The 20,834-nt window shown below is 60.5% G+C and carries 22 protein-coding genes; 19 read left to right on the forward strand and 3 right to left on the reverse strand.

Annotation, left to right across the window (positions count from 1 at the left end; genetic code table 11):
• Window positions 1-14 precede the first annotated feature (14 nt).
• Both rnmV and rsmA read left to right on the forward strand, forming a co-directional pair.
• Window positions 15-560: a ribonuclease M5 gene (gene rnmV, locus Q4T40_20875; protein MDT8903689.1), complete on the forward strand. Its 546-nt coding sequence runs from the start codon at window positions 15-17 to the stop codon at window positions 558-560.
• Window positions 553-1,404, forward strand: coding sequence for a 16S rRNA (adenine(1518)-N(6)/adenine(1519)-N(6))-dimethyltransferase RsmA (gene rsmA, locus Q4T40_20880; GenBank protein ID MDT8903690.1), 852 nt, complete (start codon window positions 553-555; stop codon window positions 1,402-1,404). Before rnmV ends, rsmA begins: the two co-directional genes overlap by 8 nt.
• Before the next feature lie 15 nt (window positions 1,405-1,419).
• On the opposite strand, the gene Q4T40_20885 is transcribed toward rsmA, so the two are convergent.
• Complete coding sequence (locus Q4T40_20885; protein ID MDT8903691.1) at window positions 1,420-2,217, reverse strand: glycosyltransferase; 798 nt, start codon at window positions 2,215-2,217, stop codon at window positions 1,420-1,422.
• 184 nt (window positions 2,218-2,401) lie between these two features.
• Here Q4T40_20885 and yabG point away from each other — a divergent pair, with 184 nt between their 5' ends.
• From yabG to Q4T40_20900, 3 genes are all read left to right on the forward strand, one after another.
• On the forward strand, window positions 2,402-3,277 hold the full coding sequence (gene yabG, locus Q4T40_20890) for a sporulation peptidase YabG (protein ID MDT8903692.1): 876 nt from the start codon (window positions 2,402-2,404) through the stop codon (window positions 3,275-3,277).
• Window positions 3,278-3,371: 94 nt separating this feature from the next.
• Window positions 3,372-3,896 (forward strand): CAP domain-containing protein, encoded by a 525-nt coding sequence (locus Q4T40_20895; GenBank protein MDT8903693.1) that lies wholly within the window; start codon window positions 3,372-3,374, stop codon window positions 3,894-3,896.
• A 175-nt stretch (window positions 3,897-4,071) separates the two neighbouring features.
• Entirely contained in the window at window positions 4,072-4,812 is a 741-nt protein-coding gene (locus Q4T40_20900; GenBank protein ID MDT8903694.1) for a CAP domain-containing protein, read from the forward strand.
• A 192-nt stretch (window positions 4,813-5,004) separates the two neighbouring features.
• Here the strand turns inward: Q4T40_20900 and Q4T40_20905 are convergent, their stop codons facing one another.
• Window positions 5,005-5,304, reverse strand: a complete 300-nt coding sequence (locus Q4T40_20905; GenBank protein MDT8903695.1) for a hypothetical protein — start codon at window positions 5,302-5,304, stop codon at window positions 5,005-5,007.
• A gap of 238 nt (window positions 5,305-5,542) precedes the next feature.
• Between Q4T40_20905 and Q4T40_20910 the strand changes: the two genes are divergently transcribed.
• From Q4T40_20910 to Q4T40_20925, 4 genes are all read left to right on the forward strand, one after another.
• Window positions 5,543-6,217: a DUF3794 domain-containing protein gene (locus tag Q4T40_20910; protein ID MDT8903696.1), complete on the forward strand. Its 675-nt coding sequence runs from the start codon at window positions 5,543-5,545 to the stop codon at window positions 6,215-6,217.
• A gap of 36 nt (window positions 6,218-6,253) precedes the next feature.
• Window positions 6,254-7,174 carry a DUF3794 domain-containing protein gene (locus tag Q4T40_20915; GenBank protein ID MDT8903697.1) on the forward strand — a complete coding sequence of 307 codons (921 nt, stop codon included), beginning with the start codon at window positions 6,254-6,256 and terminating at the stop codon, window positions 7,172-7,174.
• 109 nt (window positions 7,175-7,283) lie between these two features.
• Entirely contained in the window at window positions 7,284-8,120 is an 837-nt protein-coding gene (locus tag Q4T40_20920; protein ID MDT8903698.1) for an ATP-dependent Clp protease proteolytic subunit, read from the forward strand.
• 101 nt (window positions 8,121-8,221) lie between these two features.
• Window positions 8,222-9,022 carry a hypothetical protein gene (locus Q4T40_20925; GenBank protein ID MDT8903699.1) on the forward strand — a complete coding sequence of 267 codons (801 nt, stop codon included), beginning with the start codon at window positions 8,222-8,224 and terminating at the stop codon, window positions 9,020-9,022.
• On the opposite strand, the gene Q4T40_20930 is transcribed toward Q4T40_20925, so the two are convergent.
• Window positions 8,975-9,610 (reverse strand): L,D-transpeptidase family protein, encoded by a 636-nt coding sequence (locus Q4T40_20930; GenBank protein MDT8903700.1) that lies wholly within the window; start codon window positions 9,608-9,610, stop codon window positions 8,975-8,977. The genes Q4T40_20925 and Q4T40_20930 overlap by 48 nt on opposite strands.
• A gap of 129 nt (window positions 9,611-9,739) precedes the next feature.
• On the opposite strand from Q4T40_20930, the gene Q4T40_20935 reads away from it, so the two are divergent.
• The 10 genes from Q4T40_20935 (at window position 9,740) to Q4T40_20980 (ending at window position 20,834) form a co-directional block, all read left to right on the forward strand.
• Window positions 9,740-10,588: a cyanophycinase gene (locus Q4T40_20935; protein ID MDT8903701.1), complete on the forward strand. Its 849-nt coding sequence runs from the start codon at window positions 9,740-9,742 to the stop codon at window positions 10,586-10,588.
• 65 nt (window positions 10,589-10,653) lie between these two features.
• Complete coding sequence (gene cphA / locus Q4T40_20940; GenBank protein ID MDT8903702.1) at window positions 10,654-13,308, forward strand: cyanophycin synthetase; 2,655 nt, start codon at window positions 10,654-10,656, stop codon at window positions 13,306-13,308.
• A gap of 98 nt (window positions 13,309-13,406) precedes the next feature.
• The gene (locus Q4T40_20945; GenBank protein ID MDT8903703.1) at window positions 13,407-13,877 is read left to right on the forward strand and encodes a chemotaxis protein CheW; all 471 of its coding nucleotides are present in this window, start codon (window positions 13,407-13,409) and stop codon (window positions 13,875-13,877) included.
• Entirely contained in the window at window positions 13,877-14,782 is a 906-nt protein-coding gene (gene ispE / locus Q4T40_20950; protein MDT8903704.1) for a 4-(cytidine 5'-diphospho)-2-C-methyl-D-erythritol kinase, read from the forward strand. Before Q4T40_20945 ends, ispE begins: the two co-directional genes overlap by 1 nt.
• Window positions 14,751-15,437: a GntR family transcriptional regulator gene (locus tag Q4T40_20955; protein ID MDT8903705.1), complete on the forward strand. Its 687-nt coding sequence runs from the start codon at window positions 14,751-14,753 to the stop codon at window positions 15,435-15,437. Before ispE ends, Q4T40_20955 begins: the two co-directional genes overlap by 32 nt.
• A 24-nt stretch (window positions 15,438-15,461) precedes the next feature.
• Complete coding sequence (locus Q4T40_20960) at window positions 15,462-16,220, forward strand: nucleotidyltransferase family protein (GenBank protein ID MDT8903706.1); 759 nt, start codon at window positions 15,462-15,464, stop codon at window positions 16,218-16,220.
• Between the two features lie 166 nt (window positions 16,221-16,386).
• On the forward strand, window positions 16,387-17,196 hold the full coding sequence (purR, locus tag Q4T40_20965) for a pur operon repressor (GenBank protein ID MDT8903707.1): 810 nt from the start codon (window positions 16,387-16,389) through the stop codon (window positions 17,194-17,196).
• A 26-nt stretch (window positions 17,197-17,222) separates the two neighbouring features.
• Window positions 17,223-18,440, forward strand: a complete 1,218-nt coding sequence (ilvA, locus tag Q4T40_20970; GenBank protein MDT8903708.1) for a threonine ammonia-lyase — start codon at window positions 17,223-17,225, stop codon at window positions 18,438-18,440.
• A gap of 57 nt (window positions 18,441-18,497) precedes the next feature.
• Window positions 18,498-19,865: a bifunctional UDP-N-acetylglucosamine diphosphorylase/glucosamine-1-phosphate N-acetyltransferase GlmU gene (gene glmU / locus Q4T40_20975; GenBank protein MDT8903709.1), complete on the forward strand. Its 1,368-nt coding sequence runs from the start codon at window positions 18,498-18,500 to the stop codon at window positions 19,863-19,865.
• Between the two features lie 15 nt (window positions 19,866-19,880).
• Window positions 19,881-20,834 (forward strand): ribose-phosphate pyrophosphokinase, encoded by a 954-nt coding sequence (locus tag Q4T40_20980; GenBank protein ID MDT8903710.1) that lies wholly within the window; start codon window positions 19,881-19,883, stop codon window positions 20,832-20,834.

Consider the following 20,834-nt stretch of genomic DNA (forward strand, 5'->3'; position numbering starts at 1 on the left):
GGCGGGGTGGACGCGTGATCAGGGAAGTGGTCGTGGTCGAGGGAAAGAAGGACGTGGCCGCGGTAAAGCGGGCCGTAGAGGCGGAATGTCTGGTGACAGGCGGGTTCAGCCTTTCGCGGCATCTGCTGGCGCAGATCGAAGCCGCTTACGGCCGCAACGGCATTATCATTCTTACCGATCCGGACAGCGCGGGCGAGCGGATTCGCAAGGTGCTGTCGGCTCGTTTCCCGGGCGCCAAGCATGCATTCGTGCCGCGGGAGGCGGCGACCGCCAACGACGACGTAGGCATCGAGCAGGCGCCGGCGGAAGCCATCCGGGCGGCGCTGGCGAAAGCCCGCTGCCAGGAGTGGCGGCCTGAGGCGGTGTTCACGATGGAGGATTTGCTCGGCGCCGGGCTGGCGGGATCGCCAACGGCGGCTGCGAGGCGGGCCGCGCTAGGGGAGGCGCTCGGGATCGGCTACGCTAATGCGAAGACCCTTTTGCGCCGCCTCAACAATTATGGGGTGACGAGGGCGGAATTTACGGCAGCGGTGGCTGCGATGGAGAATAACGATGCTTAAGCCGCGGATTGCCAAACGTGAGGTTACTCTCCATATTTTGCGGGCTTTCGGTCTTCATGCCAGCAAACGGCTGGGTCAGAATTTCCTGGTGGACGAAGTGGTGGTGGACAGTATCGTTGCCGCCGCCGGTGTGACTCCGGGGGAGGCGGTGCTCGAGATCGGCCCCGGTATCGGTACGTTGACCCAGGGGCTTCTTGAGGCTGGGGCGCAGGTTGTGGCTGTGGAGCTTGACCGACGCCTGGTCGAGGTGCTGGCCGATACTTTGGCCGGCTATGACGGCGTGCGGGTGGTACACGGCGATATTCTAAAAATCGATATTTCCCGGGAAATGGCGACAGCACCTTTCAAGGTTGTCGCTAATCTGCCGTATTATATCACGACCCCTATTCTGATGGGGATTTTGGAGCAACGTCTGCCGGTATCGGTGCTGGTGACGATGGTTCAAAAGGAGGTGGCCGCGCGGATGGTGGCTGCCCCCGGCGGCAAGGATTATGGAGCGCTATCGGTAGCGGTGCAGTACTATACCGCGCCGGAGATCGCTTTTTACGTGCCGCCGCGCTCTTTTATCCCGGCGCCGGCGGTCGAGTCGGCCGTAATTCGTTGCGCTGTCCGCGAACGGCCGCCGGTGGAGGTGACGCGGGAGGCGACTTTCTTCCGGGTGGTGAAGGCGGCGTTCGCCCAGCGGCGCAAAACCTTGGCCAACGCTCTCAAGGCGGCCGGACTGGCGGCGGGGGAGGTAGCCGCTATTATGGCGGCGTCCGGCATTGACGGCGGCCGCAGGGGAGAGACGCTGTCGCTGGCGGAATTTGCGGCGGTGGCGAATGCGTGGGATAAACAGAAATAAAAAAACGGCCGCTCGTTATGAGCGGCCGTTTTCGCTGAGAAAAAGGTCTAACAGGTCAAACCGCCGTTCGCTGTGATAGCCCAGGTAGGTGGAGTTTTGCCATTGGCGGGTGCGGGGCTCGCCACGGAAGGCAGCGATGGCCTCCAGGCAGTCGCCGACGATGGTGTCGATTATTTTGTTGGTGTGGATCTGGTTTTTGATGGAGGAGCCTAAACGGTAATGGGGGATGGTGGTGGCGACGTCGAGACGGAGCTTTGCCTGCCTCGCCAGGGCCATGACCACGGGCGGGACTGCTATTTCCCGGGCCGGGATGGTTTCCAGAAGACGCCGGGATACCGCATGGGGGCCGTGGGCAGTCGAGGCCAGGCCGATTTTCTTTTCCAGGCCGAGCTCCTTGTTGAGGTTTAGCCGCCACTGGAAGGTGGGGTTATACCGTTCGATATGGCGGGGCGGGGAGGGATAGCAGTTGGTGAGGGCGAGGTCGAGATGTTTGAGGGTGATCCCGTCGGCCAGTTCCATCAGGTTCTCGTTGAAGGTTCCCACCATGTCGCCGTCGACGAAGGCTACGACGTCGCTGCCGAGAGATAACGCCACTTTTGCGCCGATGGCCCGGGGGACGTCGATGCCCAGGCAATCGTGGAAGTAAATGATCTGGAGTTTGGGGAGGCGGAGGCTGAGAATTTCGCGCATTGTCGCGTCCTTGGATCCGTTGGCGATTACGATGATATGGTCCACCGGCAATGTGCCCAGATTTTGGAGAACGGTAGCGATGCGGCCTGCTTCGTTCCGTGCGGGGACAACGACGCTGATCAAGAGCCATCACCTCGGTGGGACTAGTGCGGCAGAGCCCTCTTGGCTTTACTACAGTATATCGGCGGACAAGGCGCTTTGCCACTTGTCCGCCGGGGGAAAATATCCGACCGCGCCGGCCCGTCCGCCCCGTGTGGCAATCTTCCGGCGAGCCACATAGTATGTAATAATCGGGGGAGGGATTAGCGTGCCGGAATTAGCTGTGGGCGATTTGGTGATCCGCAGGTCGCACGGCGGCGATATTGTGTTCAAGGTCATGGGGCGTGAGAATGATGAGCGCGGTGGGGCAGTGTATACGCTCCGCGGCTTGCATCTCAGGCTGCTGGCGGATGCGCCGCCGGACGATCTTGAGAGGGTCGACGCCGAGCATTTGAAACAGGAAATAATCCGTAATGAGAATGTTCATAACGAATCGATGCGCCGGGTGATGATGCGCCGCAGCCTGGAATTTGAGCAACGGGAGTTCAGCCGGGCCGAGCCGTCGAAAAAATACACTTTTTTTGACGTTCCCGGCCGGGTGCTGCATATCGACGGCGACGAGGATTATCTCAAGATGTGCCTCAAGACTTACGGTCAACTGAACATTGAGGCCGAGGGCCGTTATATCGAGGAGGATAAACAGCCGGACGCTCTTATGGCTCTTTTGAAGGAGTACCGGCCGGACATTCTGGTGGTTACGGGGCACGATGCTCTGATCGGCGGCGGGAAGAAGGGATTCAGGGATATCAATAATTACCGGACGTCGAAGTATTTCGTGCGCTGTGCCCAGATAGCCAGGGAGTTTCAGCCGTCCCGGGACGATCTGGTGGTTTTCGCCGGCGCTTGCCAGTCGTATTTCGAGGCTATTCTGGCGGCAGGGGCCAATTTCGCCAGTTCGCCGACCCGAATTTTCATTCACGCCTACGATCCGGTGTTTATTGCCGAAAAGGTGGCGTTCACGCCGATCGGCAAGACGGTTGACGTGAGCGATGCGATAACAGCGTCGGTGACCGGGGCCGAGGGAGTGGGCGGGGTTGAGACCCGCGGCAAATTCCGGCTGGGGATGCCGAAATCGCCTTATTGAAACAGGGGGCGCAGGCGGGCTGCGCCCCTCCGAATCGCCCCGGCAGCGGACAGGCAGGCGGCCGGTAGGGATTTGGACAGGCGAGGGAGAAATAATGAGCGCTGAACTTGTTTGCCAACGGGAAGGGGGAGCGGCGGAAGTGAAAAGGCTGATGAGGATGGTGCTGCTTTGTTTGCTTGCGGCGGCGGTTGTCATGGCTGCGTCGGCAGGCGTCGAAGGCGGGACTCCGTCGCCGCAAGCCGCCGACGAGGAGCAGGCGGTCGCGTTGCTGAACGCCGACCGGGCGGCCCACGGCCTTCCGCCGCTCCGGATTAACCCGACCTTGGCAGTTCTGGCGCGTGATTATGCCCAGGATATGATCGACCGGGGCTATTTTTCTCATGTGAGCCCGGAGGGAGAAGCCTTTACAGACCGGTTGGCCCGGTATGGAGTCGGCTTCCGCAGCGCCGGGGAGAATCTGGGGGTGAACGGGAGCGTGGCTGCCGCCGAGAGGATGCTGATGAACAGCCCCGCTCATCGGGACAATATCCTTGGTAAGGAATATGCCGAGGTCGGCATAGGCGTCCGGTACGCCGCCGACGGTTCGGTGTATGTTGTGCAGGTGTTCGTGGGATTGTAGGGAGCCGGCGCGTGGCGGGGAGCGCGTCCGCGGCGGGCGGTTCGCTTGCAAACATTGCCATAGTTATGTTAACAGGATAATGCCTCGTAGGCGAGAATATATATAGCAGACTAGTCGGGAAGTTTGACTTGACGTGGCCTGTCCTTATTCTTCAATTAAGAAAGGCAGGTTGCACATGGGAAAAAAGCGATGGACCAGGTTATTGATGACGGGTTTCGTGGCCTTTTCTCTGGTCGGCACTTCCCTGGGAGGCGCATTCGCCACCGCCGCGCAGGCGGCGACACCAGCGGAGGCGGCGCAGGAACCGGGCGGTGACTCGAAGGCGATTGTCGGCGGTATCGTGGCTCTTGGTCTGATTACCATGCTGGCGAAAGGCGGCGACAGCTCCGGTGGAACGTCCGCTCCCGGCAAGAGTCCGGCACCGGTACCCGCTCCGGCGCCGACTACTAAGCCGGCTCCCCAACCGACTCCGAAACCGATTCCCAAACCGGCTCCGATTCCGGCTCCAAGCCCGGCACCGAATTCGTCGGGGGTGGCGGCTGATGAACAGAAGGCTCTGGCTCTTCTCAACGCCGACCGGGCGAAAAACGGTCTGTCTCCTGTCCGGGCGAACACGAGGCTGGCCGCTCTGGCTGGAGATTACGCCCAGGATATGATTAACCGCAATTATTTCGCCCATAACAATCCTGAGGGGCAGTCGCCTTTCGACCGGATGCGGGCGCGGGGCATCAGTTTCGGTTATGCCGGCGAGAATCTGGCCATCAACACCAGCGTGGCCGCAGCCGAGCAGGCGTTCATGAACAGTCCCGGGCACCGCGCGAATATTCTCAACCCCCACTATACCCAGGTGGGAATAGGGGTGCGTTACAGCCGCAGCGGATCGGTGTATGTGGTGCAGGAGTTCACTGACGGTTGAGTACAGCAACTGTGACAAAGAGGCAAGCGTAAACGCTTTGCCTCTTTGTTTTTGGCGCCCAAGGGACGCCGGCATTGTTAAGAATCATAAATGTAAGGCGGGCCGGGCAGAGAGCGGAGGAGCGGCTTACCCTGGCCGGGTAAGCGTCTAAGCAAAAAGGGTAGTCAAAAGCCTCTGGCTATCGAACAAAAGCTACCTGCATTTGGGGCATAGCCCGCGGCATCCGTAGTAGTCGAATTCCGTGCCGCAGCGCGCGCAGACCTTGTAGAGGCGGTAGGTGCAGATCTTATACATTTTGTAGCAGGTTTTATAGGTTTTGACACATTCCTTGGTCGTTTTGCATTTGACCTTCGGCATTGCGCCTTCGCAGTACTCAAAGTCGTAGCACCCTTCGTCCTCCTTGAAGCCGTATCCCCATCCGGGTTCGTACTGGCAGTACATGCCGGCGTCGCAGAACCCTTCGTACATCATTCTGCGATCGTGTTCTTTCACTAATCAGCTACCCCCCATCTTGTATCATCCGGTTATCTCGGATGTCGGCTTTTACTACATTGTATGTCGAGACAAGTCAAAGTGTTATGTTTTCCAGCGACTGGCGGCCTGGCTGTTTTCCGGTCCCCCCTGCGGGGGCGGTATTTTTCCCGCGGCGGCCCGGGGACGTGCTTTTTTTGTCACATAAGATAAAATGCAGGCATATATATAACTAGAAAACACAAAGGGGGGAATATGTGTGGACGATAAAAACTTGCGGCAGACGGTAAGTGCTTCGGCCGTTGGCACGACCATGGTCGCACCGGCTAACTGCACGCTGGGCGTACAGGCGGGGCCGATTATTGTGCGGCAGGTTATCGGCGAAGTTGAAAAGCAAAAGGTTCTCGATATCAATGTGGTGGTCCCGCCCGAAAAACCGGCCATCGAGCAGATTATCGACGTTTTCGTGAAGGATGTCGATGTCAACAGCGTCGATGTCATTACCGACAAGGTCATTGTACGCGGCGATCTCGAAATCAAGGCCATTTATGTAGCCGATCAACCCGACCAAGCGGTACATGCGGTCGAGATCAGGCACGTCAAGTGGACTCAGGACATTGAAATCATCGGGGCCCGCAAGGGAATGGACGCCGAGGCCAGCGTGGTGGTTGAATTCGTCGACTACGACGTCGAGGAGCACAGTCACGCGCACCGTGCGAAATACGGCACGATGAAGAAGTGGCATGACGATGACGACTGTGACGACGATGATGACAACGACAATTGCGACGACGAGTGCGATCATCATCATCACCACCACTGCGGCAACCTGCGCGATTTCGACGTTTCGGTCGTGTTGAAGATCACCGCCAAAGTGCTTACCGACCGCGAGGTGCAGATCGGGGCGGCGATGCCGGCGACACCGAAGGGGTAAAAGGGTTTGCAAACTCCAGGAGAAGGGGGGAAGACAATGGCTGACAAGAAGAGACAGAGCTCCGGTTCGACCTCCGCGACGTCGGAAACCGTCATGGTGACGACCGGTACCGGGACGGTGGATAGCGCCGAGTTGGTGTGCGGCTGCCCTGAGCCCGGTCCGGCAACGATCCAGGTTGAACAGGTGCTGGGCGCCAATATGGAGCAACGGGTCGTGGAATTCGATATGATCGTTCCTGACCCTAAACCTAGTATCGAGCAAGTAATCGATGTATTCGTAAAAGATGTCTGCATCAAGAGCGTCGATGTTATTCCCAATAAGGTTATCGTCCGCGGCGAACTGGAAGTCAAGGTGCTGTACGTAGCCGATCTGCCCAGCCAGCCGGTGCACGCTTTCGAGAAAGAGCAGCGCTGGACTCGTGATATTGTTGTCGATGGGGCCATGCCGGATATGAAGGCGACCGCCGACGTGATGGTGGAGTTCGTAGACTATGATTTCCACCGGCGCCACAACGACCGGAAGGTGCATATAACCATCGTACTTAAAGTGTGGACCCGGGTGGTAACTACCACCGAGATGGATGTGATTGCCCTCTCGCCGGTCGATGAGGTCGGGGTGGTAGAGGTAACGACGGCAAGCGCCTCCGAATCGCTGACTTCCGGGAGCGTGGTGTCGACCGGCAATGTTTTCGTCACCGGCCCGGGGGTAGAGCCGACGGCAGGGGTAAACATGGGCGTAAGCGGGACGGCGACGGTCACGGGTACCAGGGTTAACGTCCGCACCGGACCCGGCACAAATTTCCCGGTCGTTACCCAGGTCAATACCAATGACGTGGTAACGCTGAAGGATCAGGCGTTCGGCTGGTACAGGGTGGTGCTGAGCGACGGATCGACTACCGGCTGGATCGCCGGCTGGCTCCTGAGCGTGGGCGCCGCCGCGGGCGCGCCGAAGGGTTGACAAGAACGGCCACGGTTATTGCCGTGGTCTTTTATTTTGGAGGCGCGAAAAGAGGAGATTCCGTCTCTGCCGGGGAATTTTGTTGAAAATGCATGCGGGAGGAAAATGTATGGATTTTAGCTATTTCTTCTGGATTATTTTTTTCGCTTTCACGGTGTGGCCAATGCTGCGGCAGCAGGGAATCGAACGGGCGCGTATGAAACTGATAAGGGCTATCGAGCTGCGCCGCCAGTCGCGCCTCATCACGATGATCCATCGCCAGGAGGCTATCAGTATTCTTGGCCTGCCAATAAGCCGCTATATCAATATAGAGGATTCGGAGCAGGTTTTGCGCGCCATCCATCTTACTCCTTCCGACATGCCCATCGATCTTGTCCTTCATACCCCCGGCGGGCTTGTGCTGGCGTCGGAGCAGATATCGCACGCTTTGATGCGCCATAAGGCCAAAGTGACGGTTTTCGTGCCCCATTACGCTATGAGCGGGGGGACGATGGTCGCCCTGGCCGCGGACGAGATAGTGATGGACTGCAACGCGGTTCTTGGACCTGTAGATCCGCAGTTGGGCCAGTATCCGGCCGCGTCGATCTTGAAGGCGGTGGCGCAGAAGAACATCGATAAGGTTGACGATAATACGCTCATTCTCGCCGATATGGCGGGAAAGGCGATGCGCCAGGTGGAAGATTTCCTGACCAAGTTGCTGTCCGACAAGCTGACGCCGGAGGCTGCCAAGGACCTTGCCCGTACTCTGAGCGAGGGCCGTTGGACCCACGATTATCCCATTACCTGCGATCAGCTTGTGGATATGGGGCTGCCGGTGGTGCGCGAGCTGCCGGCGGAGGTCTACGATCTGATGGAGCTTTATCCGCAGCCCGCCCAGCGGCGCCCTTCGGTCCAGTATATCCCGGTGCCTTATGAACGGGATATTTTCAAGAAGACGTTGGAATAGCATCGAACAGAGAATCCCGGATGTAAATCCGGGATTTTTTTTGTCGGCAATTTGCTTCCGCCGCGCTCATATAATAGCGATGAAACGGGGAGGGGATTGTGATGCTGATCGCTTTGGAGCATCTTGGCGCCACGAGGCGGGGTGTGACGTCGCCCCAGCTTTTCCGGGCGGACGACGGCCGGGTGTATGTGGTCAAGCTGCAGAACAACCGCCTGGGGCCGAAGGTGCTGGCCAACGAGCTTATCGCCGCCCGGCTGGGGGAGGTTATGGGTCTGTGTTTTCCGCCAGGCGGGATGATAAAGCTGGAAGAGGGACTGCTGAAAAGGAGCCGCCGGTTGGCCGCGGCCGGGGTGGCGCCGGGACGGCATTTCGCCTGCCGTTACCTGAGCGGGACGGAGTATTTGTGCCGCCACAATGTGGCGCGGGCAATAAACCGTTCGGAGGTGGCGGGGGTGATGCTGCTCGACCATCTGGCGCACAATCTGGACCGAACGCTCAACCGGCGCAATCTCCTGCTACGGCGCGAGGCGCACGGCTGGCGGATTTACGCTATCGATAACTCCCATTTTTTTCGCCGTGCGCTGTGGACGGAGGAGACGCTCCAGCGGCTGGCGCCGCTTGTAAGGGTTAACCGGCACGGCGTGTACGGGACGCTGCTGCGTTATTATCTGCGGCCTGAAGATTTCGCCCCGTATCTGGCGACGGTACAGGGCTGGAGCGACGCGTTTCTCGCCGACCTGGTAGCTGGGGTGCCGGCCGAGTGGCTGCCACACGACGGCGAACGCCAGGCGGTGGCGGCGTTTCTGGCGGTGCGGCGCGACATGGCGGCTGATATCGTTACCTGCCTGTCGGCTTTAATTCCTGATAATCACCGGGCAGCCAACGGCGACAAGGTGGAATAGCTCTTCGACGTTGGCGTTATGCATGCGGATACAGCCATTGGAGACCATCTGGCCTATTTTCCACGGGGCGGTGGTGCCGTGGATGCCGTAGGCGTCGAAGTTGAGTCCCATCCAGCGGCTGCCGAGGATGCCGCCGGGGTTGAGGATTTTGGTGGCGATGGCGTAGTTGCCTTCGGGGGTGGGGGTGGACGGTTTGCCGATGGCTACGGGATATTGTCTGAGGGCGGTGTTCCCGTCGTAGAGGGTGAGGCTGCGTGTCGATTTGGTGATATGGATTTTTGCGCGGGGCAGGAAGGCGGCGGCGCGATCGACGGCGGCTACGGGCCGGATATCGGCGGTGGCTGCCGGGGTAAGCAACTGACAGTAGGTTACGGGGTCGAACCGGCCGGTGGGTTTCAGGCCACGCAGCTCCTGAAACCGACTGACGGCGCCGGCGGTGGCGGCGTCGTAGCAGCCATGGGCTTCACCCGCGTACAAGCCATATCCGGCCAGCAGCCGTTGAATTTCGGCGACGATGGGGCGGCTTTCGTCTTCGTTGAGCCAAGCTTCGACGAAACGGTGGGCCGGGATTAGGAACCGGAGTTGCATTTTTTTCGACCTCCTTGGGTGCGGGCACATTCTTTCTGACTAAATCATTATATGTCGGCGGGGAGGGCAGTGTTTTCCGGAAATTATTGTATAGAGGAAGGCGGGACAGGGCAAAAATAGCATTGAATAGTGCCAGATTGCAGATACAGGACGGGAGGCGGGATAATCGGCGAGGGGACAGGCAATCTGCTTGTCATCGGCGGTAACGAGGACAAGCAGGGTGATTGCGTTATTCTGCGCAAGTTTGTTGCGATGGCCGGCGGACGCGACGCGATGATTGCGGTGGTGACCACGGCCACCGAGCACCCCGACGAAACAGGGGAAGAGTACCGCGATATTCTGACTGGGCTGGGCGCTGCCGGTGTCAATGTTGTGTCGGTGGTGAACCGCCAGGCGGCTAATGCGAGGCATAGCGACAGTGAGTTCGAGAAGTGCACGGGGATTTTTTTTACCGGCGGCGATCAACTCCGGCTGACAAGCATTTTGGGCGGGTCGGAGGTGGATGCGGCTATCCGCCGCGCTTACCGGCGCGGGGTGGTGATAGCCGGTACGAGCGCCGGCGCTTCGGTGATGAGCGATACGATGATTGTTGACGGCAGTTCGAGCGAGACGCCAAAGAAGGCGGCTCTGAGTATGGCAAACGGCATGGGTCTGCTGGAAGAAGTGGTGATCGACCAGCATTTTGCCCAGCGGGGCCGGATTAACCGTCTGTTGGCGGCGGTGGCCCAGAATCCTCATATTCTCGGTGTCGGCATCGACGAGGATACGGCATTGGTGATTTCGCCCCGCCGCGATTTCGAGGTTATCGGATCGCAGACGGTGACGGTTATCGACGGCCAGCGGGTGGTGCATTCGAATATTTCCGAGTCGCAGCGATATGATCCGCTGGCGCTTACCAACGTTATTTTGCATATTTTGCCCAGCGGCTATGGTTATGACCTGAAGCGGCGCTTGCCGCACGAACGCGGCCAGGGGTAAGCCGCGGCGTTTTTGCGTCCTGCCGGGAACAGCTTGCCGGCGGAAAAGCATAGGAGGACTAGGAGATGCAGATTCTTTCGGTACATATGATGCCGGGCGCCAATATTTACAGCCACCGCTCCGTGCTGCGGGTGAGGCTGGAACTCGGCGAGGACGAGGATGTTCCCACGAACGAGCTGGGCGATTTTTCCTCCCGCCTGCTGGCTGTATTGCCGGGACTGGCGGAGCACGCCTGCAGCCGGGGTTATCCGGGGGGGTTCGCGGAACGTCTGACGGAGGGGACGTATCTGCCTCATGTCTTCGAGCATGTGGTGATCGAGCTGCAATGCCTGGCCGGCTATGAGGTGAGCTTTGGCAAGGCGCGGGAAACGGACCGGGCGGGCCGGTACGATGTCGTGGTCGGGTACCGGGTGGCGTCTGCGGCCGAGCAGGCGGTGAAGGAAGCAGGGGTGCTTATGGCTGCGCTGCTGGCGGGGGGCGGCTACGACGCGGCGGCGGCGGTCGGCCGCGTCCACGATGCCGGAGAGGCAGGCAGTCTGGGCCCGAGTACGGCTGCGATCGCCGAGGCTGCCGGGCGGCGCGGCATACCGATCACGCGGGTGGCTAGCGAGGATTTGCTAATCCTGGGCTATGGATGCCGGCAGCAGCGGGTTTGGGCCACGGTTACCGGCAGGACGGGGGCGTTGGCTGTGGACCTGGCATGCGACAAGTCGCTTACCAAGCATGTGTTGGCGGGAGGCGGCGTGCCTGTTCCGGAAGGGCTGGTGGTCGATTCGGCGGCGGAAGCGGTGCGGGCCGCCGGGCTTCTGGGCCGGCCGGTGGCTGTTAAGCCGGCCGGCGGCAATCAGGGCAAAGGCGTGACACTCAATGTCACAAGCCCGTCCGAGGTGGAGAGGGCGTTCACTATCGCGGCCGCTTTCGACAGCCGGGTGCTTGTGGAGGAATTCATCCCCGGTCGCCAGTACCGGCTGTGTATAGTGGGCGGCAAGATGGCGGCGGCGGCGGAGCGCATCCCGGCCTATGTGACTGGCGATGGCGTCCATACGGTAAGTGAGCTCGTAGAGTTGGTCAACAGGGACCCGCTCAGGGGTGAAGGGCATGAGCGGCCGCTGACCAGGATCAAAATCGACCCGGTGGCGATTACAGTGCTCGCCAGGCAGGAGCTGACCTCGCAGACAGTACCGGAGGCCGGCAGGGTGGTGTATATCCGGGAGAACGCCAATTTGAGCACTGGCGGAACGGCGGTCGATGTGACCGACGCCGTGCATCCCGACAATGTGCTACTCGCGGAGCGGGCGGCGATGTTGCTGGGGCTCGATGTCGCCGGAGTGGATTTGGTGGCCGAGGATATCGGCCGACCGATCACCGACGGGCATGGAGTCGTGATCGAAGTGAACGCTGCGCCGGGTATCCGTATGCACCATTATCCGTCGGCCGGCAAGCCGCGCGATGTGGCCGCCCGGGTGGTAGACCACCTTTTTCCCCGTGGCGACGGCCGGATTCCGGTTATCGTCGTGACCGGCACCAACGGCAAAACGACGGTGAGCAGGATGATCGGACACATCTGGCAGCATGCCGGCTATTGCGCCGGGATGACCACCACCGACGGCATATATATCGGCAACCGCCGCGTGATGGGCGGGGACGCGACCGGCCCGGTCAGCGCCCGCACCGTGCTCACCGACCCTGCGGTTGAGGTGGCGGTGCTGGAGACGGCCCGCGGCGGCATACAGCGCAGCGGGTTGGGGTTCGACGCCTGCGATGTCGCCGTAATAACCAATATCAGTGAGGACCATTTTGGCCAGGACGGCATCGAGGACATCGACGACCTTGTTTTCATCAAGTCGCTGGTGGCCGAGGTTGTGCGGCCCGGCGGCCATATCCTGCTGAACGCCGACGATCCTTACGTGACCGCTGTCAGGGGGCGGGCCAAGGGCGAAGTCGTTTATTTCAGCACCGAACCTGACAATCTCCTTGTTCGCCGGCACCTTAGTGTCGGCGGCAAGGCCTTTTTCGTGCAGGACGGCGTTATTTACGCCGCGTGCGGCCGCCTTGGCAGGCCGGTCGTAAGGGTGGAGGACGTGCCTGTTACACTGGCGGGCATCGCTCTTCACAATGTTCAGAACGCCGTGATTGCCGCGGCGGCCTGTTACTGCATGAAGGTCCCGGTCAGTTATATTCAGGAGGGACTGTCGAGCTTCGAGCATAACCCGGGGCGGCTCAATATGGTAACGTTCGGCGACTTCCGGGTGTGTGTGGACTACGGCCACAATCCGGCCGGGTATCAGGCGTTGCTTAATACGGTCAAGCGTCTCGGCGCCAGACGGCTGGTGGGTGTTATCGCCGCTCCCGGAGACCGTAGGGATGATGTTATCATGAATGTGGGCCGGGTAGCCGGTTATGGGTTCGACTACCTGTTCATCAAGGAAGATGCCGACCTGCGCGGCCGCCGGCCGGGCGAGACGGCGGAGCTCCTGCGCCGAGGCGCTTTGGAGGCGGGAATTTCCGCCGAAAGGGTTGCGACGATTTACGCGGAGGATGAGGCGGTTTTGGCCGCGCTATCCGCCGCTTTACCGGGCGACCTGATCGTGGTGTTTTACGAAAAGTACGATAAGGTGACGGCGGTGATCGAGTCGTTCCGGGAGAAACGAGTGGAGCGCCCGGCTGCTTACTCCGTGGGGTACGCGCCGGGGTTGGTGGTGAGCGCAAATTCGCTTTAGCGCGCGGCCGGGCTAGAAAATAATCCCTTGGCATTTGCAGGCAAATACCCTTGTGTGTAGAATTACAACATAAATATACTACGGATGGGGGTATTACGATGGACGACGTCACAGCTAACGAAGAGTTGCAGTTGGTTATTTTTCGCCTCGCCAAGGAAGAGTTCGGCTTGCCGATAACCAAGGTGCAGGAGATTAACCGTCTCGTGCCGATTACCAAGTTGCCGCAGACGCCTTCTTTCATGGAGGGGATAATCAATCTGCGCGGCCGGATAATCCCGGTGATCGACCTTCGGAAACGCTTCCAGCTGGCCGGCGCCGAACAGAGCGACGACAATCGCATCATCATCGTCGAGGTCAGCGGACAGACGATTGGGGTCATCGTCGATTCGGTAACCGAGGTTGTCCGTCTGCCTGGGTCGAGCGTCGAGCCGCCGCCGCCGGCCTTCATTCTCGACGCCCAGTATATCCACGGGGTGGGCAAACTTGACGATAGGTTGCTGATTATGCTCGACATCGATAAGATATTGACCAGCCAGGAAGAAATAATGCTTAAACAGATCAAGCAATAATGCCTGTTGAACGACTGGTTCTCGCCGCCAGGGCCAAGATCAACCTTGCGCTCGACGTGCTGTTCAAGCGGCCGGACGGATACCACGAAGTGGCGATGGTGATGCAGTCGCTGGCGCTGGCCGACAAGGTAACGCTTACAGCCGACCGCGCGCTCAGCGTGGTTTCCACGGCGCCGGATCTGGAATGCGGGCCGTCCAACCTGGCTTACCGGGCTGCTGCCCTGCTCAGGGAGCGGTGCGGGGTCGACCGCGGGGTCCGCATCGCCCTGGAGAAAAATATTCCGCTGGCGGCGGGTCTGGCCGGCGGCAGCGCCGATGCTGCCGCCGTCTTGCGCGGCCTGAACAGGCTGTGGGGCCTGGGGCTTACGCTTTCCGAACTGGAGGGTGTCGGCGCCGCTCTGGGGTCGGATGTACCCTTCTGCCTGCGTGGCGGCACGGTGTTGGCAACGGGAAGGGGCGAGGCCTTGAGGTCGTTGCCAGCCCTGCCTCATGCCTGGATAGTGCTGGCCAAACCGCCGGTCGCCGTTTCCACCGCCTGGGTGTACGGCAATTACCGCGGCGAGCGGGTGACGCTCCGCCCCGATGTTGCCGGCATGGAGTCGTGCCTGGCTGCGGGCGATCTTAACGGCGTGACCGCCCGCCTGGCCAATGTTTTGGAGACAGTAACGGTGCCGGCCCATCCCGCCGTGGCGGCGCTCAAGGCTGCGATGCTGGAGCATGGCGCCAGGGCCAGCCTGATGTCAGGCAGCGGGCCGACCGTATTCGGCATTGCCGATAATCTTCGCCAGGCGGAGAAAATCGCCGCCGCGCTCAGAAGTTCGACTGATGCCTGGGTGACGGTGACGGAGACGGCTGGTGAATTGGAGGGAGAAGATGGAACGACGGTTGCCGCCGATCAAGCTTGACAGTTATCGGCCGTTGCGCGAAGTCGTCTCCGAGGCGTTGCGCGAAGCGATTTCGACCGGCATTCTCAAGCCGGGGGAACGTCTTATGGAGATTCAGATGGCCGAAGAGCTTGGGGTCAGCCGCACGCCGGTGCGGGAGGCGATCCGGCGCCTGGAGCTCGAAGGTTTCTTGGTGATGGTGCCGCGCCGCGGTACATATGTGTCCGATTTGTCGATCAAGGACATCAACGAGGTGTTCGAAATCCGCACCGCGCTGGATGTGCTGGCGGCGGGATTGGCCGCCGAACGGATCACCGAGGAAGAACTGGAGCAGATGGAACGTTTGCTGGTGGAAATCGGCGAATATATCGACAGTGGCGAGGCCGACAGAATCGTCGACGCCGACAGTCAGTTCCACGATGTTTTATACCGGGCGAGCCGCAATGACCGGCTGGTGGGCATAATCAACAATCTGCGCGAGCAGTTTACCCGCTTCCGCTCGATATCGATGGCGTACCCCGGACGGATAAAGAATACGCTTGAGGAGCACCGGCGGTTGGTGGAGGCCATCGCCCAGCGTAACCCCGACCTGGCCCAGCAGTATGCCCGCGAGCATATGGAAAACGCCGAGCAGACGCTATTGAACGACCTTAACGAACGCCGGCAGAAACGTTAATTTTTTTGGGAGGGAAGCGCCTCGATGTACGACGCCATAATTCTGGCGGGTGGCGAAAACAGCAAAGAGATGTTCCAGTATACGCCCCAGTCCTACGAAGCGCTAATCGATATCGCCGGGAAGCCGATGGTGACTTTTGTCGCCGATGCTCTGGCGAGGTCCCGCCAGGTTGACCGCATCTTCGTGCTCGGCCCGGTTGCCGAGCTGGCGGACTGCGATTTTCCTTCCCGAACGCAGTTGGTGGAGAGCGGGCCGACGATTATCGAAACTATCCGTATCGGGATGCGCGCCCTCGGCCATAATCGGCCCGTGCTGGTGGCGACGGCTGATATCCCCCTCCTTTCCGCCGAGGCGGTGAACGATTTTCTTGCCCAGTGCGGACGAATGCATGCCGACCTGTATTATCCCATTGTGCCCAAAGAGGTCAACGAACACAGCTTTCCCGGCAATAAGCGCACCTATGTCCGCCTGCGCGAAGGCGTTTTCACCGGCGGGAACCTTTTTCTGGTCAATCCGGGAATAGTCGAACAGTGCGCTCTGGTGGCGGAAAAGTTCATCGCCGAGCGTAAGAATCCGTTGGTGTTGTGCAGGATGCTGGGATGGACGTTCGTTATCCGCTTTCTGCTGGGGGTGCTTTGCCTGGCGGACGTGCAGCGGCGGGTCTCTGAGCTTCTCGGGGTTCGGGGCGCGGTGATCCAGTCGCCTTTTCCCGAATTGGGCATCGATGTCGATAAGCCGAGCGATCTCGAACTCGTGAGGGCGACGTTTTCCTTGCGGGGATGAAATATGGTTGATTAAGGCGCGATGGTTTGTCGCGCTTTCTGTCTTTCTTTCGCTTTTGCGTTTCTTTTGCGGCAGCTGGCAGGAATTGCCGCATCGGCGGGAGAATGTGAATAAAAATGTTTTCGGACGGGGGAATGTTCGCCTTTCCCCCTGCTACGGAGGATTAATGGACAAGACGAGCAGGCAGGCGCGCAGAATCGCCCTGACCAAGATGCTGGCCGATCATCCGGGCCAGCTGTTTTCCCTTAACCGTTTCAGCAGTTTGTTCGGGGTTGCCAAATCGACGCTGTCGGAAGACCTGGAGGCGGTGCGCCAGGCGTTGGCCGACTTTGCTCTTGGCCGCCTGGAGACGGTGTCCGGCGCGGCCGGCGGCGTGCGACTGGTGCCGCTGAAAACCGAAGAGGCCGCCCATAGTCTGCTGACCGCTCTGGCGGAGAAGATGTCCGCCCCCGACAGGATTATACCCGGAGGGTTTCTTTACATGTCGGACATCCTGTTTTCCCCCCAACTGATGGCCCAGGTGGGAGAGGTTTTCCTGACGCGTTTCGCGGCCGCCGCCCCGGATCATATCATGACGGTGGAGACGAAGGGCATTCCGCTGGCGTTTGCCACTGCCCGGGCGTTCAACCTGCCGTTGGTTACGGTGAGGCGGGGCAGCCGGGTGACGGAGGGGACGGCGGTGAGCATCAATTACGTGACCGGATCTTCGCGCCGCATCCAGACGATGTCGCTGCCGAAGCGGGCTGTCCCGCCGGGGGCGAGGGTGCTGATTATCGATGATTTCATGAAGGCCGGCGGCACTGCCTGCGGCATGGTCGACCTGGCCAGGGAGGTGGGGGCGACAGTGGTCGGCATCGGCGTGCTGGTAGCCACCGCCGAACCGGCGGACAAGCTTGTGGACAGCTTCACGCCGCTCCTCATCCTCCGCGGTGTTGATGAGCATAATAAGAAGACAGATATCCGGCCGGCTCTGTAATTCAAGGCCGGGGACGGGAGGATAGCATGGTCGGACCAATTGGCGTGAGACTGAAGGACATCCAGGAGGCTTTGGCCGCCCTGCAAGGGGTGGTTCACGCAACGCCGCTCGACCGCAGCCGGACATTCAGCGCGATGGCGGGCTGCGACGCTTATCTCAAACTGGAAAATATGCAGAAGACAGGGTCGTTCAAGATTCGCGGCGCGTATAATAAGATCCGCACCTTGAACGCGGCGGAGCGGGCCCACGGCGTGATCGCCGCCTCCGCGGGCAATCACGCCCAGGGGGTCGCTTCGGCGGCCAGTATGGCCGGTGCGAAGGCAACGATTGTGATGCCCGAGGCGGCGCCGCTGGCCAAGATCATTGCCACCCGCGGCTACGGGGCGGAGGTGGTGCTGAGCGGCACGGTCTACGACGAGGCCTACGAGCGGGCGCTTGAGCTGCAGCAGGCCGGCGGCCAGACTTTTATCCACGCCTTCAACGATAACGCGGTTATCGCCGGTCAGGGCACTGTGGGCCTGGAAATTCTCCGTGAGCTTGAGGATGTTTCCAGCATCGTTGTGCCGGTGGGCGGCGGGGGACTTATCTCCGGCATCGCCCTGGCGGTCAAGGAGACGGCGCCGCATGTCAAGGTGTACGGTGTGCAGGCCCAGGGGGCGCCGGCGATGTATATGTCCAAACGCTCCCATGCCTTGAAGACCGTTCCCGACGCGGTGACGATGGCGGACGGGATCGCGGTCAAGGTTCCGGGGGACCTTACTTTCGCCATTATCGACAAATATGTCGACGATATATTCGTTATCGACGACGAGGCTATTGCCAGCACTATTCTGATGCTGCTGGAGCGGGCCAAGCTGATGGTCGAGGGGGCGGGCGCGGTCAGCCTCGCCGCGCTGCTCCACGGCAAGGTGCCCGCCCAGGGCAAGGTCGTGAGCGTTATCTCGGGCGGAAATATCGACGTGAACATGATTTCGCGCATCATTGAGCGCGGTCTTGTAAAAGCCGGTCGGCGGGTTAAAATTTCCACCATGGTGGTGGATCGCCCCGGCGCGCTCCACCGGCTGCTCTCGGTGATCGCCGCGCTCAGGGCCAATGTAATCCATATCTACCACGACAGGGTGGAGCGGAACGTGCCGATCGGCCAGTCGATCGTCGAGGTCGGCCTGGAGACGCGCGATACCCTGCATACCGAGGAAATCCTCTCGACTCTCCGCAAAGAAGGATATAACGTCGAGGTTTTGTAGAGGATTAACGCGACAAGTGTCGAATTGTACTTCCTTTGAGACAAAGGAGGCAGGTATATGGCAGATTTTGTTGCGGTGGTTCTCGCCGCCGGCAAGGGTACGCGGATGAAGTCGGCCCTGCCGAAGGTGCTGCACCGGGTAGGCGGGCAGCCGATGCTGGCTCATGTTCTGGGGGCCGCCAAGCAGGCCGGCGCCGCTCGCTGCGTAACCGTGGTGGGCTTCGGCGCCGCCGCCGTCGAGGAAGAGATCGGCGCGGCGAGCGAGTTCGTCGTCCAGGCCGAGCAGCTCGGCACAGGCCACGCCGTAATGCAGGCGCGCGAGGCTCTCGGTAAATACAACGGCACGGTAATGGTGCTGTGCGGCGATACGCCGCTTCTGACCGCCGATCTTCTGGGCCGGCTTTATGCCGCCCATCGAGAGGCGCAGGCAGCCGCGACCGTGCTGACGGCCAAGATGGCCGACCCCGCCGGCTACGGGCGGGTTATCCGCGACCGGGCGGGTCAGGTGGCAAGGATTGTGGAGCAGAAGGATGCCAGCGCGGACGAACTGGCGGTCAACGAGATCAACACCGGCATATACTGCTTTGAGTGCCAGCCCCTGCTGGCGGCCCTGGATGGCCTGACCTGCGACAACAAGCAGGGCGAGTACTATCTGACCGACGTGATCGGCATATTTGTGGGCCAGGGAGCCAAGGTGTGGGCGCTGACCGCCGATGACGAGCGCGAAACGATGGGCATCAATTCCCGCCGGCAGCTCGCCGAGGCGGAGAAGCTTCTGCGCCGCCGCAAGTTAGATGAGCTGATGGACAACGGCGTGACGATAATGGACCCTGATTCGACCTTCATCGACGCCGCCGTAACGGTGGACGCCGATACGGTCATCTATCCGTTCACCTGGCTGGAAGGGGCGACCCGCATCGGCGGCTGCTGCTCCGTCGGGCCGAACACCAGGCTGGCCGATACTGTGCTGGGCGACAATGTGACCATCCATTTTTCGTACGCCCATGAATGCGAGATCGGCAGCGGCGCCAATGTCGGGCCTTACGTCCACCTGCGGCCGGCCACCGAGCTGGCTTCGGGCGTGAAGGTCGGCAATTTCGTGGAGATCAAGAACAGCAAGGTCGGCCCTGGCAGCAAGGTGCCCCATCTCAGCTATATCGGCGACACCGATATGGGGGCCGGGGTCAACATCGGTTCGGGGACGATTACCGTAAATTACGACGGCCGGAAAAAACACCGCACGGTTATCGAGGATAACGCCTTTATCGGCTGCAACACCAACCTGGTGGCGCCGGTTACCGTCGGCAGCGGCGCTTATGTCGGGGCCGGCTCGACGATCACCAAGAACGTTCCGGCCGATTCCCTGGGAGTGGCGCGGGCGCGCCAGTCCAACATCGAGGGTTGGGCCAAAAAGCATAAAGGCTGATTTGGGGGAGTAGAAATGGTGTTAGACAACGGTAAACGGCTGCGGATTTTTTCCGGTAATTCCAACCGCCACCTCGCGGAAGAAATCGCGGCATATCTGGGGCTGGCGCTGGGGGATGCCTTCGTCGGCCGCTTCAACAACGGTGAGACTCAGGTGATGATCGAGGAAAGCGTGCGCGGCGCGGACGTTTTTATCGTTCAGCCCACCTGCGAGCCGGTCAACGATACCATCATGGAACTGCTGTTCATGGTCGATGCCGTGAAAAGGGCCTCGGCCGCCAATATCACCGCGGTCATACCTTACTACGGCTATGCCCGCCAGGACCGCAAAACGCGCGGCCGCGAGCCGATTTCCGCCAAGCTCGTCGCCAATCTTCTCACCACAACCGGCGTCACCAGGGTAGTGACCATGGATCTCCACGCCGGACAGATCCAGGGCTTTTTCGATATTCCGGTCGATCATCTGCTGGGAGTGCCCATTCTGGCCGATTATTTCATCTCCAAGGGTCTGGAGGATCTGGTGGTCGTCTCGCCCGACCTGGGCGGGGTGACGCGGGCCAGACAGCTGGCGGACCGGCTCCACTGCCCGATAGCGATTATCGAGAAACGGCGGCCTGCGCCGGGCGTCGCCGAGGTTATGAATCTCATCGGCAGCGTGAACGGCAAGACGACGATCGTGGTTGACGACATCGTCGATACCGCCGGGTCGCTGACTGAGGGCGCCAAGGCCTTGACCAACTATGGGGCTAAGGAGGTCTACGCCTGCTGCACCCATCCGGTGCTCAGCCCGCCGGCGGTGGAGAGGGTGGCAAACTCCAATATCAAGGAGCTGGTCGTCACCAACACCATCCCTGTTCCGGACGAAAAACGCATCAGCAAGATCAAGGTATTGTCGGTGGCGCCGATCTTCGGCGAGGCCATCATCCGCATTTTCGGCGACCTGTCGGTCAGCAAGCTTTTCGACGACTGA

The sequence above is a fragment of the Selenomonadales bacterium 4137-cl genome, assembly GCA_032334055.1.
GTDB classification, from domain to species: domain Bacteria; phylum Bacillota; class Negativicutes; order Sporomusales; family UBA7701; genus Anaeroselena; species Anaeroselena agilis.

Excerpts from the sequence above, each read along its gene's own strand:
- rsmA (MDT8903690.1), top strand. The coding sequence starts at position 553 with ATGCTTAAGCCGCGGATTGCCAAACGTGAGGTTACTCTCCATATTTTG.
- Q4T40_20895 (MDT8903693.1), top strand. The coding sequence starts at position 3,372 with ATGAGCGCTGAACTTGTTTGCCAACGGGAAGGGGGAGCGGCGGAAGTG.
- Q4T40_20900 (MDT8903694.1), top strand. The coding sequence starts at position 4,072 with ATGGGAAAAAAGCGATGGACCAGGTTATTGATGACGGGTTTCGTGGCC.
- Q4T40_20915 (MDT8903697.1), top strand. The coding sequence starts at position 6,254 with ATGGCTGACAAGAAGAGACAGAGCTCCGGTTCGACCTCCGCGACGTCG.
- Q4T40_20920 (MDT8903698.1), top strand. The coding sequence starts at position 7,284 with ATGGATTTTAGCTATTTCTTCTGGATTATTTTTTTCGCTTTCACGGTG.
- Q4T40_20925 (MDT8903699.1), top strand. The coding sequence starts at position 8,222 with ATGCTGATCGCTTTGGAGCATCTTGGCGCCACGAGGCGGGGTGTGACG.
- Q4T40_20930 (MDT8903700.1), bottom strand. The coding sequence starts at position 9,610 with ATGCAACTCCGGTTCCTAATCCCGGCCCACCGTTTCGTCGAAGCTTGG.
- cphA (MDT8903702.1), top strand. The coding sequence starts at position 10,654 with ATGCAGATTCTTTCGGTACATATGATGCCGGGCGCCAATATTTACAGC.
- Q4T40_20945 (MDT8903703.1), top strand. The coding sequence starts at position 13,407 with ATGGACGACGTCACAGCTAACGAAGAGTTGCAGTTGGTTATTTTTCGC.
- ispE (MDT8903704.1), top strand. The coding sequence starts at position 13,877 with ATGCCTGTTGAACGACTGGTTCTCGCCGCCAGGGCCAAGATCAACCTT.
- Q4T40_20955 (MDT8903705.1), top strand. The coding sequence starts at position 14,751 with ATGGAACGACGGTTGCCGCCGATCAAGCTTGACAGTTATCGGCCGTTG.
- Q4T40_20960 (MDT8903706.1), top strand. The coding sequence starts at position 15,462 with ATGTACGACGCCATAATTCTGGCGGGTGGCGAAAACAGCAAAGAGATG.
- purR (MDT8903707.1), top strand. The coding sequence starts at position 16,387 with ATGGACAAGACGAGCAGGCAGGCGCGCAGAATCGCCCTGACCAAGATG.
- ilvA (MDT8903708.1), top strand. The coding sequence starts at position 17,223 with ATGGTCGGACCAATTGGCGTGAGACTGAAGGACATCCAGGAGGCTTTG.
- glmU (MDT8903709.1), top strand. The coding sequence starts at position 18,498 with ATGGCAGATTTTGTTGCGGTGGTTCTCGCCGCCGGCAAGGGTACGCGG.
- Q4T40_20980 (MDT8903710.1), top strand. The coding sequence starts at position 19,881 with ATGGTGTTAGACAACGGTAAACGGCTGCGGATTTTTTCCGGTAATTCC.